Annotated in this window: 14 protein-coding genes and 1 pseudogene; 13 read left to right on the top strand and 2 right to left on the bottom strand. The window is 65.2% G+C overall.

What is annotated here, in order from left to right; genetic code table 11:
• Nucleotides 1–17 precede the first annotated feature (17 nt).
• On the bottom strand, nt 18–1,481 hold the full coding sequence (locus WQQ_RS04015) for an aldehyde dehydrogenase family protein (RefSeq protein ID WP_007183785.1): 1,464 nt from the start codon (nt 1,479–1,481) through the stop codon (nt 18–20).
• Between the two features lie 168 nt (nt 1,482–1,649).
• On the opposite strand from WQQ_RS04015, the gene chrA reads away from it, so the two are divergent.
• The 13 genes and pseudogenes from chrA to WQQ_RS03950 all read left to right on the top strand — a co-directional run bounded on the left by chrA (nt 1,650) and on the right by WQQ_RS03950 (nt 20,409).
• Nucleotides 1,650–3,011: a chromate efflux transporter gene (gene chrA, locus WQQ_RS04010; protein ID WP_007183784.1), complete on the top strand. Its 1,362-nt coding sequence runs from the start codon at nt 1,650–1,652 to the stop codon at nt 3,009–3,011.
• Between the two features lie 861 nt (nt 3,012–3,872).
• Nucleotides 3,873–6,323, top strand: a complete 2,451-nt coding sequence (locus WQQ_RS04005; protein ID WP_007183782.1) for an efflux RND transporter permease subunit — start codon at nt 3,873–3,875, stop codon at nt 6,321–6,323.
• 83 nt (nt 6,324–6,406) lie between these two features.
• On the top strand, nt 6,407–7,651 hold the full coding sequence (locus tag WQQ_RS04000; protein WP_007183780.1) for a DUF1329 domain-containing protein: 1,245 nt from the start codon (nt 6,407–6,409) through the stop codon (nt 7,649–7,651).
• A gap of 209 nt (nt 7,652–7,860) precedes the next feature.
• Nucleotides 7,861–9,238 (top strand): annotated as a pseudogene (locus WQQ_RS25190) (DUF1329 domain-containing protein).
• A gap of 20 nt (nt 9,239–9,258) precedes the next feature.
• Complete coding sequence (locus WQQ_RS03990; protein ID WP_157534496.1) at nt 9,259–9,933, top strand: TonB C-terminal domain-containing protein; 675 nt, start codon at nt 9,259–9,261, stop codon at nt 9,931–9,933.
• Nucleotides 9,930–10,814 (top strand): formylglycine-generating enzyme family protein, encoded by an 885-nt coding sequence (locus WQQ_RS03985; RefSeq protein WP_007183775.1) that lies wholly within the window; start codon nt 9,930–9,932, stop codon nt 10,812–10,814. The genes WQQ_RS03990 and WQQ_RS03985 overlap by 4 nt, the downstream gene beginning before the upstream one ends.
• A gap of 12 nt (nt 10,815–10,826) precedes the next feature.
• Nucleotides 10,827–11,807 (top strand): hypothetical protein, encoded by a 981-nt coding sequence (locus WQQ_RS03980; RefSeq protein WP_007183774.1) that lies wholly within the window; start codon nt 10,827–10,829, stop codon nt 11,805–11,807.
• 237 nt (nt 11,808–12,044) lie between these two features.
• A complete protein-coding gene (locus tag WQQ_RS03975; RefSeq protein WP_007183772.1) occupies nt 12,045–12,872 on the top strand; it encodes a hypothetical protein in 828 nt (275 codons plus the stop codon).
• A 53-nt stretch (nt 12,873–12,925) separates the two neighbouring features.
• Nucleotides 12,926–14,947 (top strand): acetoacetate--CoA ligase, encoded by a 2,022-nt coding sequence (locus tag WQQ_RS03970; protein WP_007183771.1) that lies wholly within the window; start codon nt 12,926–12,928, stop codon nt 14,945–14,947.
• A 670-nt stretch (nt 14,948–15,617) separates the two neighbouring features.
• Nucleotides 15,618–16,433 (top strand): SDR family NAD(P)-dependent oxidoreductase, encoded by an 816-nt coding sequence (locus WQQ_RS03965; protein ID WP_007183770.1) that lies wholly within the window; start codon nt 15,618–15,620, stop codon nt 16,431–16,433.
• A 12-nt stretch (nt 16,434–16,445) separates the two neighbouring features.
• Nucleotides 16,446–17,210 carry a glucose 1-dehydrogenase gene (locus WQQ_RS03960; protein WP_040452981.1) on the top strand — a complete coding sequence of 255 codons (765 nt, stop codon included), beginning with the start codon at nt 16,446–16,448 and terminating at the stop codon, nt 17,208–17,210.
• 27 nt (nt 17,211–17,237) lie between these two features.
• Nucleotides 17,238–18,371: a DUF5938 domain-containing protein gene (locus WQQ_RS03955; RefSeq protein WP_007183768.1), complete on the top strand. Its 1,134-nt coding sequence runs from the start codon at nt 17,238–17,240 to the stop codon at nt 18,369–18,371.
• Between the two features lie 34 nt (nt 18,372–18,405).
• Nucleotides 18,406–20,409, top strand: coding sequence for an acetoacetate--CoA ligase (locus WQQ_RS03950; protein WP_007183767.1), 2,004 nt, complete (start codon nt 18,406–18,408; stop codon nt 20,407–20,409).
• 29 nt (nt 20,410–20,438) lie between these two features.
• Here WQQ_RS03950 and WQQ_RS03945 read toward each other — a convergent pair whose 3' ends face one another.
• Complete coding sequence (locus WQQ_RS03945) at nt 20,439–21,608, bottom strand: serine hydrolase domain-containing protein (RefSeq protein WP_007183766.1); 1,170 nt, start codon at nt 21,606–21,608, stop codon at nt 20,439–20,441.
• Nucleotides 21,609–21,634: the final 26 nt, after the last annotated feature.

Raw genomic sequence — 21,634 nt, 5'->3', positions numbered from 1 at the left:
TCTCCTCTCGCGGCGGCTCAGTTCAGCGCGATGACGACCGACTTGGTTTCGAGATAGGCATCGAAGACCTCGGCTCCGTTCTCGCGGCCGATGCCGGATTTCTTCATGCCGCCGAACGGAAACGACGGATCGGCCAGCAACATGCAGTTGACGAACACGGTCCCGGCTTCGAGCCGGGCCGACGCATGATGGGCGATGCGCAAATCACGCGTCCAGACGTGGGCGGCCAAGCCGTAGACGCTGTCGTTGGCCATCGCGATGGCCTCGTCGACGTCGTCGAAAGCCGTCACCGCGAGCACCGGGCCGAACACTTCTTCGCGTGCGATCTCGGCTTCGGGCGGTACGTCGCGCAGGATCGTCGGTGCGTAGTAGTGACCGTGCTCGGGCGCCGCACCGCGCGGCCCGGCTTCGGCGATGCCCGAGGCACGCGCGCGGCTGACCAGGCCATCGACCTTGTCGCGCTGGCGCGCGCTGATCAGCGGGCCGAGCGCGCTGTCGCGCGACCAGCTCGGGCCGAGTTTCAGCGTGCCGGCGACCTCGGCGAGCCCCTGCAGCACGGCTTCGTATTGCGAGCGATGCACATAGAGCCGCGTGCCCGCGTAGCAGACCTGGCCGGAGTTGAAGAAGCAGGCCATCGCCGCTTCGGGAATCGCGCGTGCCAGATCGGCATCGGCGCAGATGATCGAGGGCGATTTGCCGCCGAGTTCGAGCGTCACGCGCTTGAGCTCGGGCACCGAGGAGCGAAGGATCGCCTGCCCGGTGGCGGTCGAGCCCGTGAACGCGATCTTCGCCACGTCCGGATGCGTGACCAGCGCGGCGCCGGTGCTCGCTCCATCGCCGAGCACCACGTTGAGCACGCCGGGCGGAAAGCCGACCTGCAGCGCGAGTTCGGCCAGGCGCAGTGCGGTCAGCGGCGTTTCGGGCGCCGGCTTGAGCACCACCGTGCAGCCGGCCGCGAGTGCGGGCGCGATCTTGAACAGGCTCAGGATCAGCGGGAAATTCCACGGCGTGATCGCGGCGACCACGCCGACCGGCTCGCGTCGCACGTAGGCGTGATGCGGAATCGTCGCCGCGGCCAGCGAGCCCGCGCGGCCGTGCAGCTTGGTCGGCCAGCCCGCGTAGGTGCGCAGCCAGGCGCAGGCGCCCGGAATGTCGACCGTCTCGGTCAGCGCGATCGGGCGTCCGGTGTCGAGCGCTTCGAGCGCGGCCATGCGCGGCGCATCGGCCTCGATCGCATCGGCGAGCTTGTGCAGCAGGCGCTCCCGCGCGAGCGGTGCGAGCTGGCGCCAGGCCGGGGCGCGGAACGCGGCCTTGGCGGCGGCGACGGCGGCATCGACCTCGGCCGCCGAAGCGATCGGAATCTCGCCATAGGGCCGCGCGCTGCACGGGTCTTCGACCGCCAGCGCGCCCTCGCCACGCATGACGACGTGACCGCCGATGCGATGCCCGAGGACGGGTCGTTCGATCTGCTCCCAACTCATGGCGCATGCTCCAGGCGACGATGTCCGGATGCTAGGCGCCGAAGGGCCGCATGACGATGGACGGAAATCCGTCATCCGTGGACCGTCGTCGGCATCGAAGCCGCATTGAAATCACAGCTTCTTCGCCGATGGCGTAATGTCGCGCGACAAGACAATACGCCCCGCACCATGTCGAACCCTTCGAGCCCGCCCGCCGGCTCCGCTCGCCTGCAATCGCCCACGTTCCGCCAAGCCTTGCTGGTCTGGCTCAAGATCGGCTTCATCAATTTCGGCGGCCCGGCCGGGCAGATCGCGCTGATGCATCGCATCGTCGTCGAGGAGAAGCGCTGGGTTTCCGAGACGCGTTTCCTGCATGCGCTGAACTACTGCATGTTGCTGCCCGGGCCGGAGGCCCAGCAGCTTGCGACCTACATCGGCTGGCTGCTGCACAAGACCGCGGGCGGGCTCGCCGCGGGCCTGCTGTTCGTGCTGCCCGGTTTCGTGCTGATGACGCTGATCGCCATCGCCTACGTGAGCTTCGGCGAGCTGGGCTGGATGCAGGGCCTGCTGCTCGGCATGCAGGCGGCGACGCTCGCGATCGTCGTCGAGGCGGTGTTCCGGGTCGGGCGCAAGGCGCTCAAGCATCGGGCCCTGTACGGGCTGGCGCTCGCCGCCTTTGTCGCGATCTTTGCGTTCGGTGTTCCGTTTCCGCTGATCATCCTCGCCGCCGGTGCGCTCGGCCTGCTCGCGGCGCGCTACGCGCCGAAGGTGGTCCTGTCGGCCGGGCGTGCCCATGACGACGAGGACGAAGATCTGGTCACGCCGCGGGCCGCGACGCCGTGGACGCTGCGGGTGCTGCTCTCCGGTGTGCTGCTCTGGTTGCTGCCGGTCGCGCTGCTGCTGATCGTGCTCGGAGCGCGCAACGTCTACACGCAGGAGGCCTTGTTCTTCAGCAAGATGGCCGTGGTGACGTTCGGCGGCGCGTATGCCGTGCTGGCCTATGTGACGCAGCAGGCGGTCGAACGCTACGGCTGGTTGCAGCCCGGCGAGATGGTCCACGGGCTCGCGCTCGCCGAAACCACGCCGGGGCCGCTGATCCTCGTGCTGACCTACGTCGGCTTTCTGGGGGCTTATCGCAACCCGGGCTCGATCGATCCGCTGCTGGCCGGCGTGCTGGGTGGCAGCCTGTCGACCTGGGTCACCTTCGTGCCGTGTTTCCTGTGGATCTTCCTCGGCGCCCCGCACATCGAGCGCCTGCGCTGCAACGTCTGGATGAACGCCGCGCTGACCGCGATCACCGCCGCCGTCGTCGGCGTGATCCTCAACCTGTCGATCTGGTTCTCGCTGCACGTGCTGTTCGGCGAGGTCGGACGTTACACGCAGTTCGGCCTGCAGCTGCCGGTTCCGGACGTCGCCACGATCGAGCTGCCGGCGCTGGCCTTGAGCGCCGGCGCGATGATCGCGCTGCTCGTGCTGCGCGTGAACCTGCTGCTGACGCTGGCGGTCTGCGCAGGAATCGGCTTGGCGCTGGAAGTGGGGGGCTGGAGCTGAGGCTTTCACCGCAGGTTTGCTCCGCGCAGCTACTGCCGATCGGCTCCTCGATGGGCGCGAGTCCCCCTGAACCTGCAAGCGTGCACTCTTGAGTTGCATGGGCGTGGGTCACCACCTGCGCCGTTGAATCTCCACAGGTTCAGCCGCGCACTCATTTGCTGCATGCATGAAGGTCCAGGCTAGAGAACAGCGGCTGTAGATCTGCTCGCGTACAGCTGCGGAACTGCAATGCCACAGGTCTTGAGCTGCAAGCGTGCAGCTTGGTGGTGCGTCGGTGCAGCTTTCACTTTCAAGCGAGCACCGGAGAAGTGCGCTGATGAAGGTTATGGGCTTCGCGGGTGCAGGCGTGGGGCTATTCCCGGGAATTCACCATCGCCGCGAGCTGTTCAGCGCGCTCGCGCTTGCGCGAGGTCTTCCGCAAGACCGGCGCCCGGCGCCAGGCCGAACTCGTCCGCCTGGTCGAAAGATTGCCGGTAGGCCGGCCGGCCTGAGCCTGCCGCAGGGCAGGCCCCCACCCCCGGCCAGCCCCATAACTACCCGTACGGGTGGCGTCCAGGCACCGGGCGCAAACGTGTAATCCCTCCACACAACATGAAGATCGTCTCGCGTCCGGGCCTCGCGCCCGAGCTCGGAGTGCGATCCAGGCGCCCTCGGCGGAGGGCAGGTGGAGGAGAGCAGTGAGCAGAATCGACCTCAGGGATTCTTGCGCCCGTCGTTCTCGCGGATGCACCCACTTGCCTGCCGCGAGCCCATCCGTGGGCTCTTCCGCGAGTGCCGTGGCGGCGCCCTGACGCGCTTCCCAACCGACCGAAAACCCGGACAGCGGCGCGCGCCGCGACCGACTGCAAATAGAGGAGCGCCATGTACTCCCTGCGTCAACGTCTCGCGATGTGGATCATTGGTCACCAGAAGACCAGCTGGGCGGTGTTCATCGTGATCACCGCGTTCTTTGCGGTGGGGCTGAGGAATGTCGAGCTCAAGACGATCTTCTCGGACCTGCTGCCGAAGGACGATCCGTTCGTGCAGGTGTTCAAGGATCACCCGAACTTCGGCAACCCGCTGACCGTGACCCTGATGGTCAAGCGCAAGAACGGCGACATCTTCAATGCCGAGACCCTGAACAAGGTCTGGCAGATGACGCGCGACATCGACCTGGCGCCGGGCGTCGACCACGACCAGATCCTGTCGATCGCGACCGAGAAGGCGCGCTATGCCGAGGCGACGCCCTACGGTATCGACATGCGGCCGCTGATGGGTGATTCGGTGCCCAAGACGCAGGAAGACATCGATGCCTTCCGCAACAACCTCGACAAATCGCCGAACGCGCGCACCTTCCTGGTCTCGCAGGACCAGAGCAGCACGCTGATCAACGCCACCTTCATCGAATCGCGGCTCGACTACGGCGAAGCGTTCCAGTACGTGCAGAACCTCGTTAACAAGAACCGCGACGCCGACCACGACATCTACCTGGCGGGCCAGCCGGCGCTGACAGGCTGGGTCTACGAATACGAAAGCCAGATGATCGGCATCTTCGCGGTCACGCTGAGCCTGCTCGTGATCGCATTGACGCTGTACATGCGCAACGTGGTCGGCGTGGTGACGCCGATCGTGACGAGCCTGGTGGCGGCGGTGTGGGGTTTCGGATTCGTCGGCTGGCTCAAGTCGCCGATCGAACCGCTGCTGATGATCGTGCCGCTGCTGCTGGTGGCGCGCAGCTTTTCCCACTGCGTGCAGTTCACCGAGCGGTACTACGAAATCTACGCGCACGTGCGCGACAAGCAGAAGGCAGCCGAGATCACCATGGGCGTGATGATGGCGCCGTCGGTGCTCGGCATCTTCACCGACATCGTCGGCATCTTCCTGATCGCGCTGGCGCCGATTCCGGCGATGGAGCGCTTCGCGCTGTTCTGCGGCTTCTGGGCGATCTGGCTGATCCCGACCGGCGTGGTGCTGATCTCGCTGCTGCTGGCGGCGCTGCCGGCACCGAAGAATATCGAGAAGCTGGTGGGTGCCGAAGCGGCGCAGACGCCGTTCAACCGCGGGTTCAAGAAGCTGCTCGAATCGATCGCCAACGTCACCTACGGCAAGCGCGGCAAGGTCACCGCGGTGATCGTGGCGGTGTGCGGAGCGGCGGCGATCATCACCGGCCTGCAGATCAAGATCGGCAACCCGGTGGAGGGCAGCAACCTGCTCTGGGACGATTCGGAATACAACGAAGCGGTGCGCCAGATCAACGGCAATTTCCCGGGTGTGAACACACTGGAGATCGTGCTCGAAGCCAAGGACCAGCGAAACCCGGATCGCGTCGGCCGCCAGGCCGAGACGATCATGACGATGCTGCAGCTGCAGAACATCATGGAGAACGGCGGCGAGCCGCCGCGCGCGACGCTGTCGTTCGCGGATTATTTGATGGAAGGCAACCGCCTGTTCTCGGGCGGCAACCCGAAGTGGCTGCCGCTGGACCCGACCAATGAAATGGTCGGAGCGGCCTCGATCGCGGTGATGCTCGGCTCGAGCCCGAAAGCGTTCTCGCACGTCATCAACTTCGACATCCAGAACGGCACCGTCTCGCTCTGGTACAAGGACAACAAGCAGGAGACGGTCGATTCGGCGCTCGCCGCAGCCAAGAAAGCGGTCGAAACCGTCGGCGCCGATCACGACGCGTTCACGGTGCGCCTGGGCACCGGCACCATCGCGCTGCAGCAGGCGATGAACGACGTGGTCGAGCGCTACCACTGGGTCATCATCGGCCTGCTGAATTTCACGATCCTGCTGGGCTGCAGCTACGCATACAAATCGATCGTGGCCGGCCTGATCCTGCTGGTGCCGGTGAACCTGTCGAACTTCGTGCTGCTGTCCTCGATGCATTTGATGGGCATCGGCCTGGACATCAACTCGCTGATGGTGGCGTCGATCGGCGTCGGCGTGGGCATCGACTACGGCATCTACCTGCTGAGCCGCATCTGCGAGGAGTATCACGCGCAGGGCCGCGACATCGGACGCGCGAACACGGCGGCGCTGAGCACGACGGGCAAGGCGATCATGTTCACGGCGTCGATCATGCTGCTGGGGATCACGCCCTGGTACTTCCTGTCGGACCTGAAGTTTTTGGCCGACATGGGCCTGCTGCTCGACCTGCTGATGCTGATCAACATGGTGCTGGCGCTGGTGGTGCTGCCGCTGCTGGTCTGGCTGATCAATCCGCGCTTCCTGCGGCGCGAAGACCTGCTGGTGGGCGAAGGCGTCGATCTGTCGCAGTACACGGCCAGCCATGGCGCAGGTCACGGTAATTCGTTGGCCGGCGCAACCTGAAGTCCTACTCGTTTCAATCAACCATGAAAGCGGCAGGGCGAGTCGCTACGGCGATGGGCTATCCGCACCAGAGGAGATGACCGATGCATATCCGCAAGTTCGATTTCAACTACAGCCGCCGCATGTTCCTCGAGAAGACCATGATGGGAGCTGCGACGGCCGGCGTACTCGCGCCGATGTGGCCGGAGCTGGCGCACTCGGCCGATGTGTCGAAGGCCTATCCGGACGAGCTGCTGTCGATCGAGATGTACACCAAGGGCAAGATCAAGCCCGGTGACGTGCTGACGGCCGACAACGTCGATGCGGTGAAGGATCTGCTCGATCCGGTGGCGTACAAGCAGGTCAAGACGATGGGACGTCGCATCAACATCGTCGAGTCGACGCGCGACGTGACCAAGCTGTTTCCGGCGAAGTATCTCGAAGCGACCCTGAAGAACAAGGGCAAGGCCAAGTTCGGAGAGGACGGCAACGTCTACAACGCCGACGGCAAGCCGTGGATCGGCGGCAGCCCGTTCCCGGATGCCAAGGAAGCCAACGAATTCACCGCGAATCTCACGCTGAGCTGGGGCCGCCACGACTATTCGCAGTACGCGGTGCGCGACTGGGACATCGGTCCCGACGGTGAAGTCTCCTACCAGTACGACTTCGTCTGGGCCGAGCTCAATGCGACCGCGCGCGTCGACGGCACGACCTGGAACAACCGTGCCGACCTGCTGCGCCTGCAGTCGGTCTGGTTCACCTCGCCGAACGACGTGAAGGGCAGCTCGTTCCTCAACACCTGGTACTACGACCAGCGCAAGTTCCCCGACCTGATCGGCTATCTGCCCGCGTTCAAGCGCGTGCGCCAGTTCCCGACCAACCAGCGCTTCGAGCCGCTGGTGCCGGGCATCACGCTGTTCCTGTCGGACGCCTGGGCGGCCGGCGACCCGATGCAGACCTGGGGCAACTACAAGATCGTCGGTCGTGGCCCGATGCTCGGTGCCATCGGCAACAAGAACTTCATGGGCGGCTCGCATCCGAACTACGAGCGTCCCGTTCACGGTGGACCGAAGGGCAAGACCTTCCATGACACCTACATGGAACTGATCCCCGAGTGCGTGATCATCGAAGCCGAGCCGACGGGTTATCCGCGTGCGCCGGTCGGCAAGAAGCGCACCTGGATCGATGTGCGCAACGGCATGTACGTCGCGTACGTGACCTACGATCGCCGCGGTGAAATCTGGAAGTCGTTCGAACCGCATTACGCGCAGTACAGCAACGACAAGCTGACGATCAAGGATGTCGACGGCAAGCCGGCGTGGTCGTGGGTCAGCGTTTGTTGGCCCTGATGATGATCTTGTTTTCGAAACGATCATCTCCACGATCGACTACGCCGACGAACTCGGCATCCGCCTGGGTTATCAGTTCTGATGAGGATCGGATGCCCGCTTCAGTAAAGAATCTCTCGTTGTACTTCTTGTAGTCTGGCTCCTGCCGGCATGGCTCCTCCAGCTTGCCGGCAGTTTTTTTTGGAGGCACCGTTTCAAGGAGTCACGAGATGCACCCGATACGCTTCGATCGCGGCTACAGCCGTCGTCACTTCATCGGACAGATGGGGCGCGGTGTGCTCGCGACCGGGGTGCTCGCGCCGCTGGCCGACGTGCTCGCGGCGACGGGCTCGATCGAGAAGGCGTATCCGGACGAGTTGCTGTCGATCGAGAACTACACCAAAGGAAAGCTCAAGGTCGGCGATTTCATCACGGCCGACAACGTCGAGAGCGTCAAGGAGCTGCTGACGCCGATCGTCTACACGCAGGTCGCCAAGATGGGCCGCAAGCTCAAGCTCGCCGCAACCACCACCGACATCATGCGGCTGAGCCCTTGGGAATATCTCGAGGCGACGTTCTCGAACAAGGGCAAGGCGCGCTTCGACGAGCGCGGCAATGTCGTCACCGACCAGGGCAAGCCCTGGATCGGCGGCAATCCGTTTCCGGATCCGAAATCCGCGATCGAACTGTTCGCCGGGCTCACGCTGAGCTGGGGCCGTCACGACGCTTCGTTCTACACCACGCGCGAATACGACATCTCCGAACGCGGCGAACTGCAGTACGAGTACGAATCGGGCTGGGCCGAGATGTCGCCGGTCGCGCGCACGGTGCTCGATCCCAAGCCCTACTGGCCCGAGCAGATCGACAAGCTGCGCTTCCAGTGCGCCTTCTTCACGGCCCCGAATTCGGTGCGCGGCACTTCGTTTCCTCAACATCTGGGCTTACGATCAGCACACGTTCCCGGAGCTCTACGGCTACGTGCCGGAGTTCAAGCGCGTGCGCCAGTTTCCGACCGATCAACGCTTCGAACCGCTGGTGCCGGGCTCCGCGTTCTACCTGTCCGATGCCTGGGCCGCGGGCGATCCGCTCTACACCTGGGGCGAGTACCAGATCGTCAGCCGCGGGCCGATGCTCGGCGCGGTGTCGGGCGGCTGGAACGCGGCGCATCCGAACTGGCAGCACACCACGCATGGCGGACCCAAGGGCCTCACGTTCTGGGATACCACCGTCGAACTCGTGCCCGAAGCGATCGTCGTCGAAGCCAAGCCGGTGAAGTTTCCGCGTGCGCCGGTGGGTAAGAAGCGCGTCTGGTTCGATGCGCGCACCCAACTGCCGTTGGCGATGGTCTCGTTCGATCGTCGTGGCGAAGCCTTCCGCTCGTTCGACGGTGCATTCGCACTCTACGAATCGGGCAACCAGCGCGTGATGGACGGCCAGCATCCGCTGTGGAGCTGGGGGCACGTGCACGCCTTCGATCTGCAGAGCGGGCGCATGACGCGACTCGAACAGGTGCGCACGATCGCGGGCGGCCATCAATCCAGCGCGAACGATCCGCAGATCTACGATCGCTACCTGACGCGATCCGCGCTCATGCGGCTGGGCAAGTAGTGACCTATGTCGAGGCGGCGATGGGATCGCATGGTGGCTCGCGCAACTTCGTGCTCGGAGCGAAGCCGGCCGTCGATGCCGCCGCGCGTTACGGCATTGCGATCTCGATCGCCCTGCATCTGGCGCTGCTGATCGTGTTCGCGCTCCTGCTGAGTTCCGGGCCGATCGAAATGCGCAGGCCACCGACGCGGATGATTCGTGCCGAACTCATCGCACCGGTCGCGCGCCAGGCGCAGCCGGCCAGCAGTGCGCCGGCGCCGGCTGCACCCGCAGCGCCCGAGCTTGCGCAAAAGCCGACACCGACACCCAAGCCGAAGCCCAGGCCGGCGCCGCCGAAGGCCCAGCCGCCCGCGCCTGCGCAAAAGGCGCAAAGCGATCGGTCGCCTGCGACGCAAGCCGCATCGCCGGTTGCCAAGGAACAGCAGGGCATCGAACCCGAAAGCGCCGAGAACCAGCTGCTCGGCCGTTTGCGCACGAACTGGCTCGCGCCGCCACGCACGGCCGCGAGTTTCAGTTGCCGCCTGCGCATCGACTACCGGCCCGGCGGCATGATCAGCAAGGTCACGGTGCAGCAGGGTTGCGGCGAGCCGGGCCTGGGCGATTCGATCGAACGCGCGGTGTGGAAATCGCAGCCGCTGCCGTTGGCGCCCGACGCGCCGCCGAGCGGCAGCATCGAACTGGATTTCAGCCCATGACGGCTCGTGCATGGCTGCAATGGGGCTTGGCGCTCTGCGCTGTCGCGTTCGCCGAAGCCGCATCGGCGCAGCACGAAGCCTGCGTACCGACGCGTGTCGATCCGACGCCGCCCGGCGCGCCCGTGGCGTTTCGCGATTGCCCCGACACGCCGGTGCTGGTGACGATTCCGGCCGGACGTTTCCGCATGGGCGATCTGCTCGACAACGGCGCGTCCTACGAAAAGCCTGTGCATGAAGTGAGCGTGCGGCGCTACGCGCTCGGACGCTACGAAATCACGCGCGCCGAATGGGCCGCTTGCGCGCTCGCCAAAGGCTGCGACGAACTCCCGGCGGGCGCTGCGGATCCGCAGCTGCCGGTGACCGACGTGAGCTGGGACCAGGCGCAACGCTACGTCGCCTGGCTCACGCAACGCACGCATCAGCCGTATCGGCTGCCGAGCGAAGCCGAGTGGGAATACGCGGTGCGTGCGGGCAGCGAGACGCAGTACAGCTGGGGCAACGTCGTCGAATTCGCCTGCCAGAACGCGAACGGCTTCGATCGCGCCGGCCGCAAGGCGCATCCGCAATGGGACTGGCAGATCGAATGCGACGACGGCTACGGCGAAGCCGCGCCGGTCGGCCGCTACGCGCCGAACGCCTGGGGTCTGCACGACATGCTCGGCAACGTCTGGGAATGGGTCGCCGACTGCTGGCACGCCGATTACACGGGCGCTCCGGCCGATGGCCGTGCCTGGGTCGAGGACGGCTGCGCCAAGCGCGTCAATCGTGGCGGCGGCTGGGGCAATCACCCGCGCTCGCTGCGCGTTTCGAATCGCGATGGAGATCCCGCCGGCTCGCGCAGCGACGGCCTTGGCTTTCGCGTCGCGCGCGATCTACCTTGAGGGAGCGAAGCCGTGCGCAAACTGTTCACCGTCTTGATGCTGTTGCTGCCGATCGAGCTGCAAGCTGCCGGAAGCTTTCAACCGACCGAACGGCAGCTGCGCTACACGCTCGACATCGACGCCCAGCAGCAATGGCGCAACGACAAGCAGTGGAGCAAATCCACGAGCCGGCAGCGCTACGAGATCGCGACACGACTGCGCTCGGACGGGCGGCTCTACTCCGACAACCTGCTCGATCCGGACACCGAGCAGCGCACGCGCATCAAGAGCGAGTACTACATCTACCAGGGCCTGCTCAAGCTCAGGAGTGAATACGGCGGCCGCCTGCCGAGTCTCGCCGAACTCGGAACCCGGGCGCCGACCAAGCCGCCGCAGGCCGACGGACGTTGCATGGAAGCCATGAGCTGCGGCGCCGAAACCGCCGAGCGCTACGCGGCGCTGACGGCGATGCAGCACAACACGGCCGAGGAGCTCGAAGCCTTCATCGCCTCGTACGACGAACCCGGCGGACGCTATCGCTATTTCCGCGGTTATCCGGGCTGCCCGAACACGCTCAAGCTCACGCATGCGGCGCACTTCGAAGGCGAGCAGGCCTTCGATCGCGAGAAAAAGAAGCTGCAGCCGTTCACGCTCGACTGGAAGGCAGAATCGCGCGGCAACGCCATCGAGCAGCGTGCGCTCTGCGAGCACTACGTGGTGGTCGTCGACGAGCAGACCAAGGCGGTCTACGTCGAGAACCTGTTCATCCCGTCCGCGCGCGGAAGCTCGGTGCTGACCGTCTCGGGCAAGTCCGAGAGCCGCGAGGCCGATCTGCCGGTGCCGAGCGAGGTGCTGGCCTGGACGCAGGAGCAGATCGGCCTGAGCCGCGATCGCGTCAGCAAGCAGGCCAGCCTGCGCATCACCCGGCCGCTCGACGGCAACGCCACCGTGCTCGGCGCCTTCGACGGCGTCGCCAAGGTGAAGCTCGATTGGGCGTTCGAACCTGCGAATTAGCTTCGAAAGCGAGGCTGGAAAACTACCCGACAGGGTAGCGAAGGGCCGGTAAGCCGTCGCTAATCTGGTGCCATATCAAGGGCGCGCCGAAGCCGCGCGCCGATCATCCGTGCAGCGACGACAGAGGAGAGAAGTCATGGCCAGAGCCTCGGCGGATGCCGGCCTCGCGCTGCGTCCCCATCCGCTTCCCCCATTCGAAACCGAAGCGGTGGAACTCGAGGCGCTGGCGACCGGCCGATGAACCGACTGCTCGATCGACTCGATGTGCCGGCGCCGCTGCTCTGGATCGACGCCGACGATTACTGCGAACGGCTGCTCGCAAACGGCCGGGCGCCGTGGACCGATGCGGCCGCGTGGCTGGCTTGGCAGCGCAAGGGACAAGGCTTGCTGCGCAGCGATGTGGTGGCCTTGCCGGTGGCGCGCGTGATCGACGCCTGGCTCGCGGCGCAGCCCACCGTGCGCTCGACCATGGGGCTCAAGAATCGCCTGCTGCTGCCCTTGCGCACGCTGCTCGCGAACGAGGCCTTGCGCGTGCACCTGGTCGAAATGATCGGCGGCCTGCGGTCGAGCCAGGCCAGCACGCCGGTGGTGCTCGTGCTGCCGTCTCCGCGCGCCTGGGTGGCGATCGCCTACCGGCAGGCTTTTGCGGACGAACCCGAGCCCGAAGTCGGTGCGGACGACGCGGACTCCGCGGCCGTCTACATCGCCGATTTTCTGCGCGCCTTCGGCGAAGCCGGGCTCGATGGCGTGCTGCTCGTCGAATCGGCCGAAACCGTGCCGGCCAGCGATGACGATCTGTCCTGCTACGGCGCCGTGTTCAATCTCGCGGCGCATTACCGGTGGGCTTGCGGTATCGAGCTGCCGAAGACCGGCGACTTCGATGCCTCCGCGCTCGATTTCGTCATCAGCGACGAGCCGCAGACCGGCGCCCGGCGTCATGGGCATCGCATCGCCTGGCAATCGGAAACCGCCCGGGCCGTGCATTTCAGCTTCATCACCGTGCCTGCGGACGGCGAGCCCGAGCAGGTGCTCGAGCGCCTGCGTCGCTTGCGCGAAAGCGCCTGAGGCATGGCCAAGCACGACGACGTCTGCGCCATGCGCGAGAAAGGAAGACCGGAATGACCCAAACGATGGAAGCGGGCGGCGTGCGCGAAGGCGAGCTGCTGTGGACGCCGCGCCCCGAATATGCGGCGGCCTCGAACGTGGCGAAGTTCGTCGATTGGCTGCGCAGTGAAAAGGGCGTGGAACTCGCGGACTACAACGAGCTGCATCGTTGGTCGGTGAGCGACATCGAAGGCTTCTGGTCTTCGATCTGGGCCTATTTCGACGTTCAATCGGATACCCCGTACACGAGCGTGATCGATCGCAAGGTCATGCCGGGCGCGCGCTGGTTCGACGGCAGCCGCGTGAACTACGCCGAGCATCTGCTGCGCCACGAAGGCGACGGCCGGAAGACGGCGTTCCATCATCTGTCGGAGACGCGCGAGCTCGCCCAGATGAGCTGGGGCGAGCTGGGCGACAAGGTCCGCATCGTGGCGACGCAGTTGCGCGCGCTCGGCATCCGGCCGGGTGACCGCATCGTCTCGTATATGCCGAACGTCCCCGAGACCGCGATCGCGGCGATGGCGACGATCGCGATCGGCGCGGTGTGGTCGTCGGCGGCGCCGGAGTTCGGCGTCAAGACGGTGATCGAGCGCTTCTCGCAGATCGAGCCGAAGCTGCTGTTCGTCGCCGATGGCTATCGCTTCGCGGGCAAGGATTTTTCGCGCGAGCAGGAGACGCAGGAGATCGTGAGCCGCCTGCCGACGCTCGAGCACGTCGTCTGGCTGCCGTACCTGAATCCCGAGGCGAAATCCCCGGTGAAGGCCAGGCCCTGGAGCGAGCTGCTCGATCATCCTGCGGTTCCGCGCGAGTCATTCCGGTTCGAGCGTGTGCCTTGCGATCACCCGATCTGGGTGGTCTTCAGCTCGGGCACCACGGGCCTGCCGAAGGCGATCGTGCACAGCCATGTCGGCGTGCTGCTAGAGCACCTCAAGCTCATGCATTTCCACATCAATCTGAAGCCCGGCTCGGTCATGTTCTTCTACACGACCACCGGCTGGATGATGTGGAACCTGCTGCTCGCCGCGCTGCTGACGGGTGCGTCTGCGGTGCTCTACGACGGCAGCCCGATGCATCCAGGCCCCGATTTTCTCTGGCAGCTCGCGGCCAGGACGCGATGTACGAGCTTCGGTGCGAGCCCGACCTTCGTGCAGATGATGGAGAAGGCCGGACTACGGCCCGGGGAAAGTCACGATCTGTCCGCGCTCGAAGGCGTGCTCGTGAGCGGATCGCCGTCGACGCCCGAAACCTTCGCCTGGTTCTATCGCCACGTGAAGCAGGATCTGTGGGTGACCTCGCAATCGGGCGGCACCGAAATCTGCAGCGGCTTCGTCGGGGCGGCGCCGACGCTGCCGGTGTATGCGGGTGAAATCCAGACGCGCATGCTCGGCATGGACGTGCGCGCGCTGTCCGACGACGGCAAGGAAGTGATCGATGAAGTCGGCGAGCTCTGCGTGAAGAGCCCGTTTCCTTCGATGCCGATCTACTTCCTCAAGGACGAAGGCGGCAAGCGCTATCAGGAGTCTTATTTCGAGGTGTTTCCGGGAATCTGGAGGCACGGTGATTTCATCAAGATCAACTCGCGTGGCGGTTGCTACATCTACGGGCGCTCGGATTCGACCTTGAACCGTTTCGGCGTGCGCATCGGCACGGCGGAAATCTATCGCTGCGTGGAGCAGTTGCCGGAAATCGCGGACAGCCTGGTGGTCTGCGTGGAGTTGCCGGGCGGCAAGTTCTTCATGCCGATGTTCGTGAAGCTCAATCCGGGTTCGCAGCTCGACGGCAAGCTCGAATCGGAGATCGCCAGGCGCCTGCGCAACGATTGCAGTCCGCGGCATGTGCCGGATCGCGTGTATGCGGTGGAGGCGATTCCATACACGCTGACGGGCAAGAAGATGGAGGTGCCGGTTCGCAAGCTGCTGGTGGGCATGCCGTTGGAGAAGGCGGCGAGTCGGGATGCGATGATGAATCCGGCGGCGATCGATTGGTATGTGAAGTTCGCGCAGGAGTCTGCTGATTATTCCTGGCGGGTTGCGTGATGGTTTCTGCGGATTCAGCTCGTCGCTGCGAAAGTTCGACCTCGCCGGTCGGGCCTTACTTTCTTTGCTCGTGCAAAGAAAGTAAGCAAAGAAAGCACGCCCCGAAGTCCGCGTCCGTTCGTCGCATGGCGACGAACGGATCCCCGCTTGGAGCGCCGTGCTCGGGGTCGCGCCGACGCGACATCCTGTCGCGACGTCGCTCAGCCGGACGTCCTGTCCGGCTGCCCCACTGCGCGCGCCGCCCCAACCGGCGCTCCCAGGGGTTTGAACATCTACAGCGACATCTAACGGCTCGCTTCGCCTCGCCGCAAAACAACGCAAAGCGAAGCGAGCGTTGTGCCGTTGCTTTGGCTTGTGACGTCGGGCCCCTTGTGGCGCACCGAGCAGCGCAGCGCGCGCAGGGGTCGGCGGGCAGGAGCCCGCCGAGTTTCGTCGCGACAGGGATGTCGCGTCGAAACTTCTGCCCCGAGCACGTGAGCAGCGCAAGGGACTTTCGCGCAGCGAAAGTGCGCCATCAGGGTGTGCTTTCTCTTGGTTACGGATCGATGCACAAGCAAAGAGAAGTAACTCGGCCCACAGGCCGAAAGAAAACTCTCAAAGCCTCGCTTCGGTTCATTAAGTGCCCAGGCGTAGCGCGTTGAAAAACCAAAAACCACCCGAGGAGAACCCCATGCAATCCCCAGAAAAGATTTTCCGCCTCGACGGCAAGGTGGCCTTCATCAGCGGCGCCGCACGCGGCCTGGGCGCGCACGTCGCGCGCACGCTCGCGGCCGCCGGTGCCTCGGTGTTCCTGACCGACGTGCTCTCGGCCGAAGTCGAGCAGACCGCCAAGAGCATTCGCGACGCGGGCGGAAAAGCGGCGGCGATGGTTCATGACGTCACGCAGGAAGCGCAGTGGGAAGCCGCCATGGCGCAGGTGGTCTCGCAGTTCGGCGGGCTCGACGTGCTCGTCAACAACGCGGGCGTCGAAGACATGGCCTTCTTCGCCGAAGGTAGCCTCGAAAGCTTCAAGCGCATCCAGGACATCAACGTCAACGGCACGTTCCTGGGCCTCAAGCATGCGATCCGGGTGATGCGCCCGGACGGTGCGAGCGGGCGCGGCGGGGCCATCGTCAACCTGTCTTCGCTCGCTGCGATGATCGGCGTGACCGGGCTAGGTGCCTATTGCGCGTCGAAGGGCGCGGTGCGTTCGCTGACCAAGTCGGCCGCGATCGAATGCGCGCAGCTCGGTTACGGCATTCGCGTCAATTCGATACACCCGGGCGTGATCAAGACCGCGATGGGCAATCACCTGCTGGAAGGCTTCGTGCGGCTCGGCATGGTGCCCGATGTCGCCACCGCCGAAGGCGCGATGCTGCAGTTGCATCCGCTCGGCCTCGGCACGCCCGACGACGTCGCCAACGCGGTGCTGTATCTCGCCTCGCCGGCTTCCCGCTGGACCACCGGCGCGGAGATCGTGCTCGATGGCGGCGCCAATGCGCAATGACGGAGTAGCTCGATGAAACGTGTGGAAGGAAAAGTGTGCGTGGTGACCGGCGGCGCGCGCGGCCTGGGTTTGGCGGCCGCCGAAGCGCTGATCGCCGAAGGCGCGCGCGTGGTGATCACCGATCTCGATCGGGCGGCCGGCGAACAGGCCGCGGCCAGGCTCGGCGCCAATGCGGTCTTCATGTCGCAGAACGTCACCGACGCCGCGCAGTGGGAGACCGTGCTCGATGCGACGATCGCGCGCTTCGGCTCGCTCGACGTGCTCGTCAACAATGCGGGTATCGCCGATATCGTCGACGTGGAGCAGATCTCGCTCGCGACCTGGCAGCGCACGCTCGACATCAATCTGAGCGGCGTGTTTCTGGGGACGCAGGCGGCGATCGCGCGCATGAAGAAGGATCGCCGCGGCTCGATCGTCAATATCGCGTCGATCGAAGGCATTCTCGGCGAGGCCGTGCTGCCGGCTTACAACGCGGCCAAGGGCGGCGTGCGTATTTTCACGCGCTCGGCCGCGATCCACTGTGCGCGCAGCGGCACCGGCATTCGCGTCAATGCGGTCTGCCCGGGCTTTGCGGATACGCAGATGGTCAGCGGAGCGCTTGCGACGCTGACGCCCGATGCGGCGCAGGCCTTCGCCCAAAAGACGCTCGAACGCATTCCGATGGGCCGCTTCGCGCTGCCCTCGGAAATCGCGGCGGCGGTGTTGTTCCTCGCTTCCGATGAATCCAGTTACGTGACGGGCTCCGATCTCGTCGTCGACGGCGGCATGACCGCTTGATGTGCAACCCCTTGTAGGAGAGAAAAAATGAGCAAGAAGCCCGTCGTCATCTACGGTGTCACCGGTTATACCGGCCGTCTCGTCGCCGAGTACCTGCGCGAATACCGCATGCCCTTCATCGCGGCGGGCCGCGACGCGAAGCGCATCAAGGAAGTGATGGACAAGGTTCCCGGCATCGAGACCGCCGAGTACGACATCGTCGAAGTGGAGCACACCACCGAGGCGCTGACCAAGCTGTTCACGGGTGCCAAGGTGGTGCTCAACATGGTCGGCCCGTTCATGGAGCTCGGACCGGAGGCGGTCGAAGCCAGCCTCGCGGCGGGCTGCCACTACACCGACACCAACGGCGAGCAGAACTGGATGATGCACGCCGAGGAAACCTGGGGCGCGAAGTTCGCCGAGAAGAACCTGCTGCTCGCGCCGGGCATCGCGCAGATGTACACCACCGGCGAGATCGCGGCGCAGCTGTGCCTGGAGCATCCGGGCCTCGATACGCTCGACATCCTGGTGCTGTGGAAGGGCTTCCCGACCTATGCGTCCACGCAGACGATCTTCAGCATCCTGACCGCGAACTTCTATTACCTCGAAAGCAAGAAGTACGTGCAGTGGGCGCCGACCGCGAAATCCGAAGTGATGGTGCCGGGCCAGCACGAGACGGCGATGGCGCTGCCCTGGGGCGGCACCGCGCATCCGGTCTGGTTCAAGAACGATCCGCGCGTCAACAACTGCAAGGCCCAGGGCGGTGTGTTCGCGCGCCCGGTGATGGACGGCGTGGTGCAGATCACCGGCGTGATCGAAGAACAGATCAAGAAGCTGCCGAAGGCCGAGCAGAAGAAGGCCCTGTCCGACATGGCCGCGAGCCTGCAGGCCGGCATGCCGCCGCGCGAGAACCCGCGCGAGAACATCTCGGTGGATTCGGTGCACGCGAGCGGTCCGCTCGGTCGCGCGCATTGTGTGATCCACGGCACCTGCAACTACAAGCAGACCGGCCTGCTGCAGGCCTACGCGGCTTATCACCTCGTGCAGGCTCCGCCGAAGCGCTACGGCTTCGCGTCGGGCTGCCAGGCCTTCGGCCATCGCGAGCTGCTCGGCGTGCTGCAGAACTTCGGCCTGGTCAGCGAGCCGGTGATGACCCTGAGCGGCAACGTTGCCAAGCGCTGACGGCGAGCGCTGGTTCGACTCCGCGCGGACGCTCATGGTCCACGAAGGCGAACTGCTGTGGACGCCGCGTCCCGAGTACGCGGCGGCCTCCAACGTGGCGCAGTACATGGACTGGCTGCGCCGCGAACGAGGCTTGCGCTTCGCGGACTATCACGATCTGCAACGCTGGTCGGTCACCGACATCGAAGGCTTCTGGTCTTCGATCTGGACCTACTTCGACGTGCAATCGGAGACGCCGTACACGAGCGTGATCGATCGCAAGGTCATGCCGGGTGCGCGCTGGTTCGAGGGCAGCCGCGTGAATTACGCGGAGCACCTGCTTCGGCACGAAGGTGATGTCACCAGGAGCGCCAACCGAACGGTGTTCCATCATCTGTCCGAGACGCGCGAGCTTGCCCAGATGAGCTGGGGCGAGCTCGGCAACCAGGTACGCGTGCTCGCGACGCAGTTGCGCGCGATGGGCATACAGCCGGGCGATCGCATCGTCTCGTACATGCCCAACATTCCCGAGACCGCGATCGCGATGATGGCGACGGTCGCGATCGGCGCCGTGTGGTCGTCGGCGGCGCCGGAGTTCGGCGTCAAGACGGTGATCGAGCGCTTCTCGCAAATCGAACCGAAGCTGTTGTTCGTCGCCGATGGCTATCGCTTCGGCGGCAAGGATTTTTCGCGCGAGCAGGAGGCGCAGGAGATCGTCAGCCGCCTGCCCACGCTCAAGCAGGTCGTCTGGCTGCCGTATCTGCACGCAGACGCCAAGCGCCCCGCGAAGGCGCGGCTCTGGAGCGAGCTGCTCGATCAGCCGGCGATTCCGCGCGACGCTTTCCGCTACGAGCGCGTGCCTTGCGATCATCCGATCTGGGTGGTTTTCAGCTCGGGTACCACGGGCCTGCCGAAGGCGATCGTGCATAGCCACGTCGGCGTGCTCGTCGAGCACCTCAAGCTCATGCACTTTCACATCAACCTCAAGCCCGAATCGGTCATGTTCTTCTACACGACCACGGGCTGGATGATGTGGAACCTGGTCATCGCCACCCTGCTGACCGGCAGCGCGAGCGTGCTCTACGACGGCAGCGCCACGCACCCGTCGCCAGACCGGCTCTGGAGGCTTGCCGACGTCACGCGTTGCACGAGTTTCGGCGCGAGCCCGACGCTCGTGCAGATCATGGACAAGGAAGGCCTGCGCCCCGGTCGCGAGCACGATCTGTCCGCGCTCGAAGGCATACTCGTGGCCGGCTCGTCGGCCACGCCGGAAGTCTTCGAATGGCTGTATCGCCACGTGAAGCGTGATCTCTGGGTGACCTCGCAATCGGGCGGAACCGAAATCTGCAGCGGCTTCGTCGGCGCCACGCCGACGCTGCCGGTTTACGCAGGCGAAATCCAGGCGCGCATGCTCGGCATGGACGTGCAGGCCTGGAACGAAGAGGGCAGGCGCGTCGTCGACGAAGTCGGCGAACTCATGCTCGGCACGCCATCGCCTTCGATGCCCTTGTACTTCTGGAACGATCGCAGCGGCGCGCGTTATCTCGAAGCCTACTTCGAGCGCCATCGCCACGTCTGGCGGCATGGCGACTACATCAAGTTCAACGAGCGCGGCGGCTGCTACATCTACGGGCGTTCGGATTCTTCGCTCAATCGCTACGGCGTGCGCATCGGCACCGCGGAGATCTATCGTTGCGTCGAACAGCTGCCCGAGATCGTCGACAGCCTCATCGTCTGCCTCGAGCTCGCGGGCGGGCGCTTCTTCATGCCGATGTTCGTCGAGCTGCGCACGGGCTGCGAACTCGACGAACGCCTGCGCGAACGCATCGGCGAGCTGCTGCGCCGCCAATGCAGTCCGCGCCACGTGCCCGACCAGATTTACCAGGTCGAGGGCGTGCCGTACACGCTGACCGGCAAGAAGATGGAACTGCCGGTGCGCAAGATCCTGATGGGAACTCCAATCGACAAGGCCATGAGCCGCGACGCGATGATGAATCCGTCCACGCTCGACTGGTATCTCGATTTCACGCGCGAGCAGCGGGAGATGCTGACGGGCTGAGCCGGCATCTCCCGCTGCATCGCCAAGCCCTAGAGGTGCCGGTAGACCAGCCGCTCGAACTCGTCGCACATGCTGCGAACCTTGGCATCCCAGAACGGCATGATCTGCGTCGCGATCACCACGGTGACGCCGGTCTTGCGATCGATCCAGTAATAGACGTTCGGCAGGCCGGCCCAGGCCAGGGTGCCCGGAGCGCGGCCTTCGGGCGTCGCCTGTACGTTGAGCACGAAGCCCAGGCCCCACTTGAGATCGACGCCGGGATGAAGATCGCAGTCGTTCGACAGCATCGGCATGAAGGTCTTGATCTGGTTGGGCACCGAAATGTCACCGATGTGGTTCATGCCCATCAGCTCGACCGTGGTCGCCGCGAGGATGCGGTTGCCGTCGAGCACGCCGCCGTTGAGGATCGCCCGGCAGAATCGCAGGTAATCCGGCACGCGTCCGGACAGCGCGTGGCCGCCCATGTCGACTTCCGCATCGGGCGGAATGCCGAACGGAATGGCGGTCAGCGAACCGTCCGGCAGGCGCGCGTGCATGGCGGCCGCGCGCGAGAGCTGTTCTTCATTGGCCTGGAACGTCACGTCGCCCATACCCAGCGGAGCGAAGATGTTTTTCGCGAAGTAATCGCGCAGGCGCAGGCCGCTGGCGGCCTCGACCATGCGTCCGGCCCAGTCGATGCCGATCGAGTATTCCCAGGCGGTACCCGGGTCACGGACCAGCGAGCGGTTCATCGTCGCGTGGGTGCCGCTGACGACATTCGGAGTGCCCGTGCTTTCCTGTTCGCGGATGACGCCCTCATTGAAGAATTCGTAGGCGAAGCCGCTCGTATGCGTGAGCAGATTACGCAGCGTCACCGGTGATTTCGGGGCGCGCAGGATCGGCGAGCCATCGGCGTTCCAGCCCGTGCGCACCTGGATCTTGCCGATCTCGGGCAGCAGCTTGGCGGCGGGTGCATCGAGGTCGAGCTTGCCCTGCTCGACGAGTTGCATCGCCGCCGTCGTGGTGACCGCCTTGCTCAGCGAAGCGAACCAGACGAAGGTGTCCATGCTCATCGGCGTGCTGCCGCCCACTGCGCGCATGCCGCATGCGCGCTCGTAGATCACGCCATCGCGATCGGCCACCGTGGCGATCACGCCAGGCAGGTCTGCGTTTCCGACGGCCGATTCCAGCAGCGCGTCGAGGGCATTGTTCAAGCTCATCGGGTTTCTCCTCGTTTGTTTTTTGC

It is taken from the genome of Hydrocarboniphaga effusa AP103 (assembly GCF_000271305.1).
In the GTDB taxonomy this organism is placed as follows: domain Bacteria; phylum Pseudomonadota; class Gammaproteobacteria; order Nevskiales; family Nevskiaceae; genus Hydrocarboniphaga; species Hydrocarboniphaga effusa.
The sequence above is the reverse complement of the archived record's forward strand: the minus strand, read 5'-3'. Positions and strand labels throughout refer to the sequence as shown.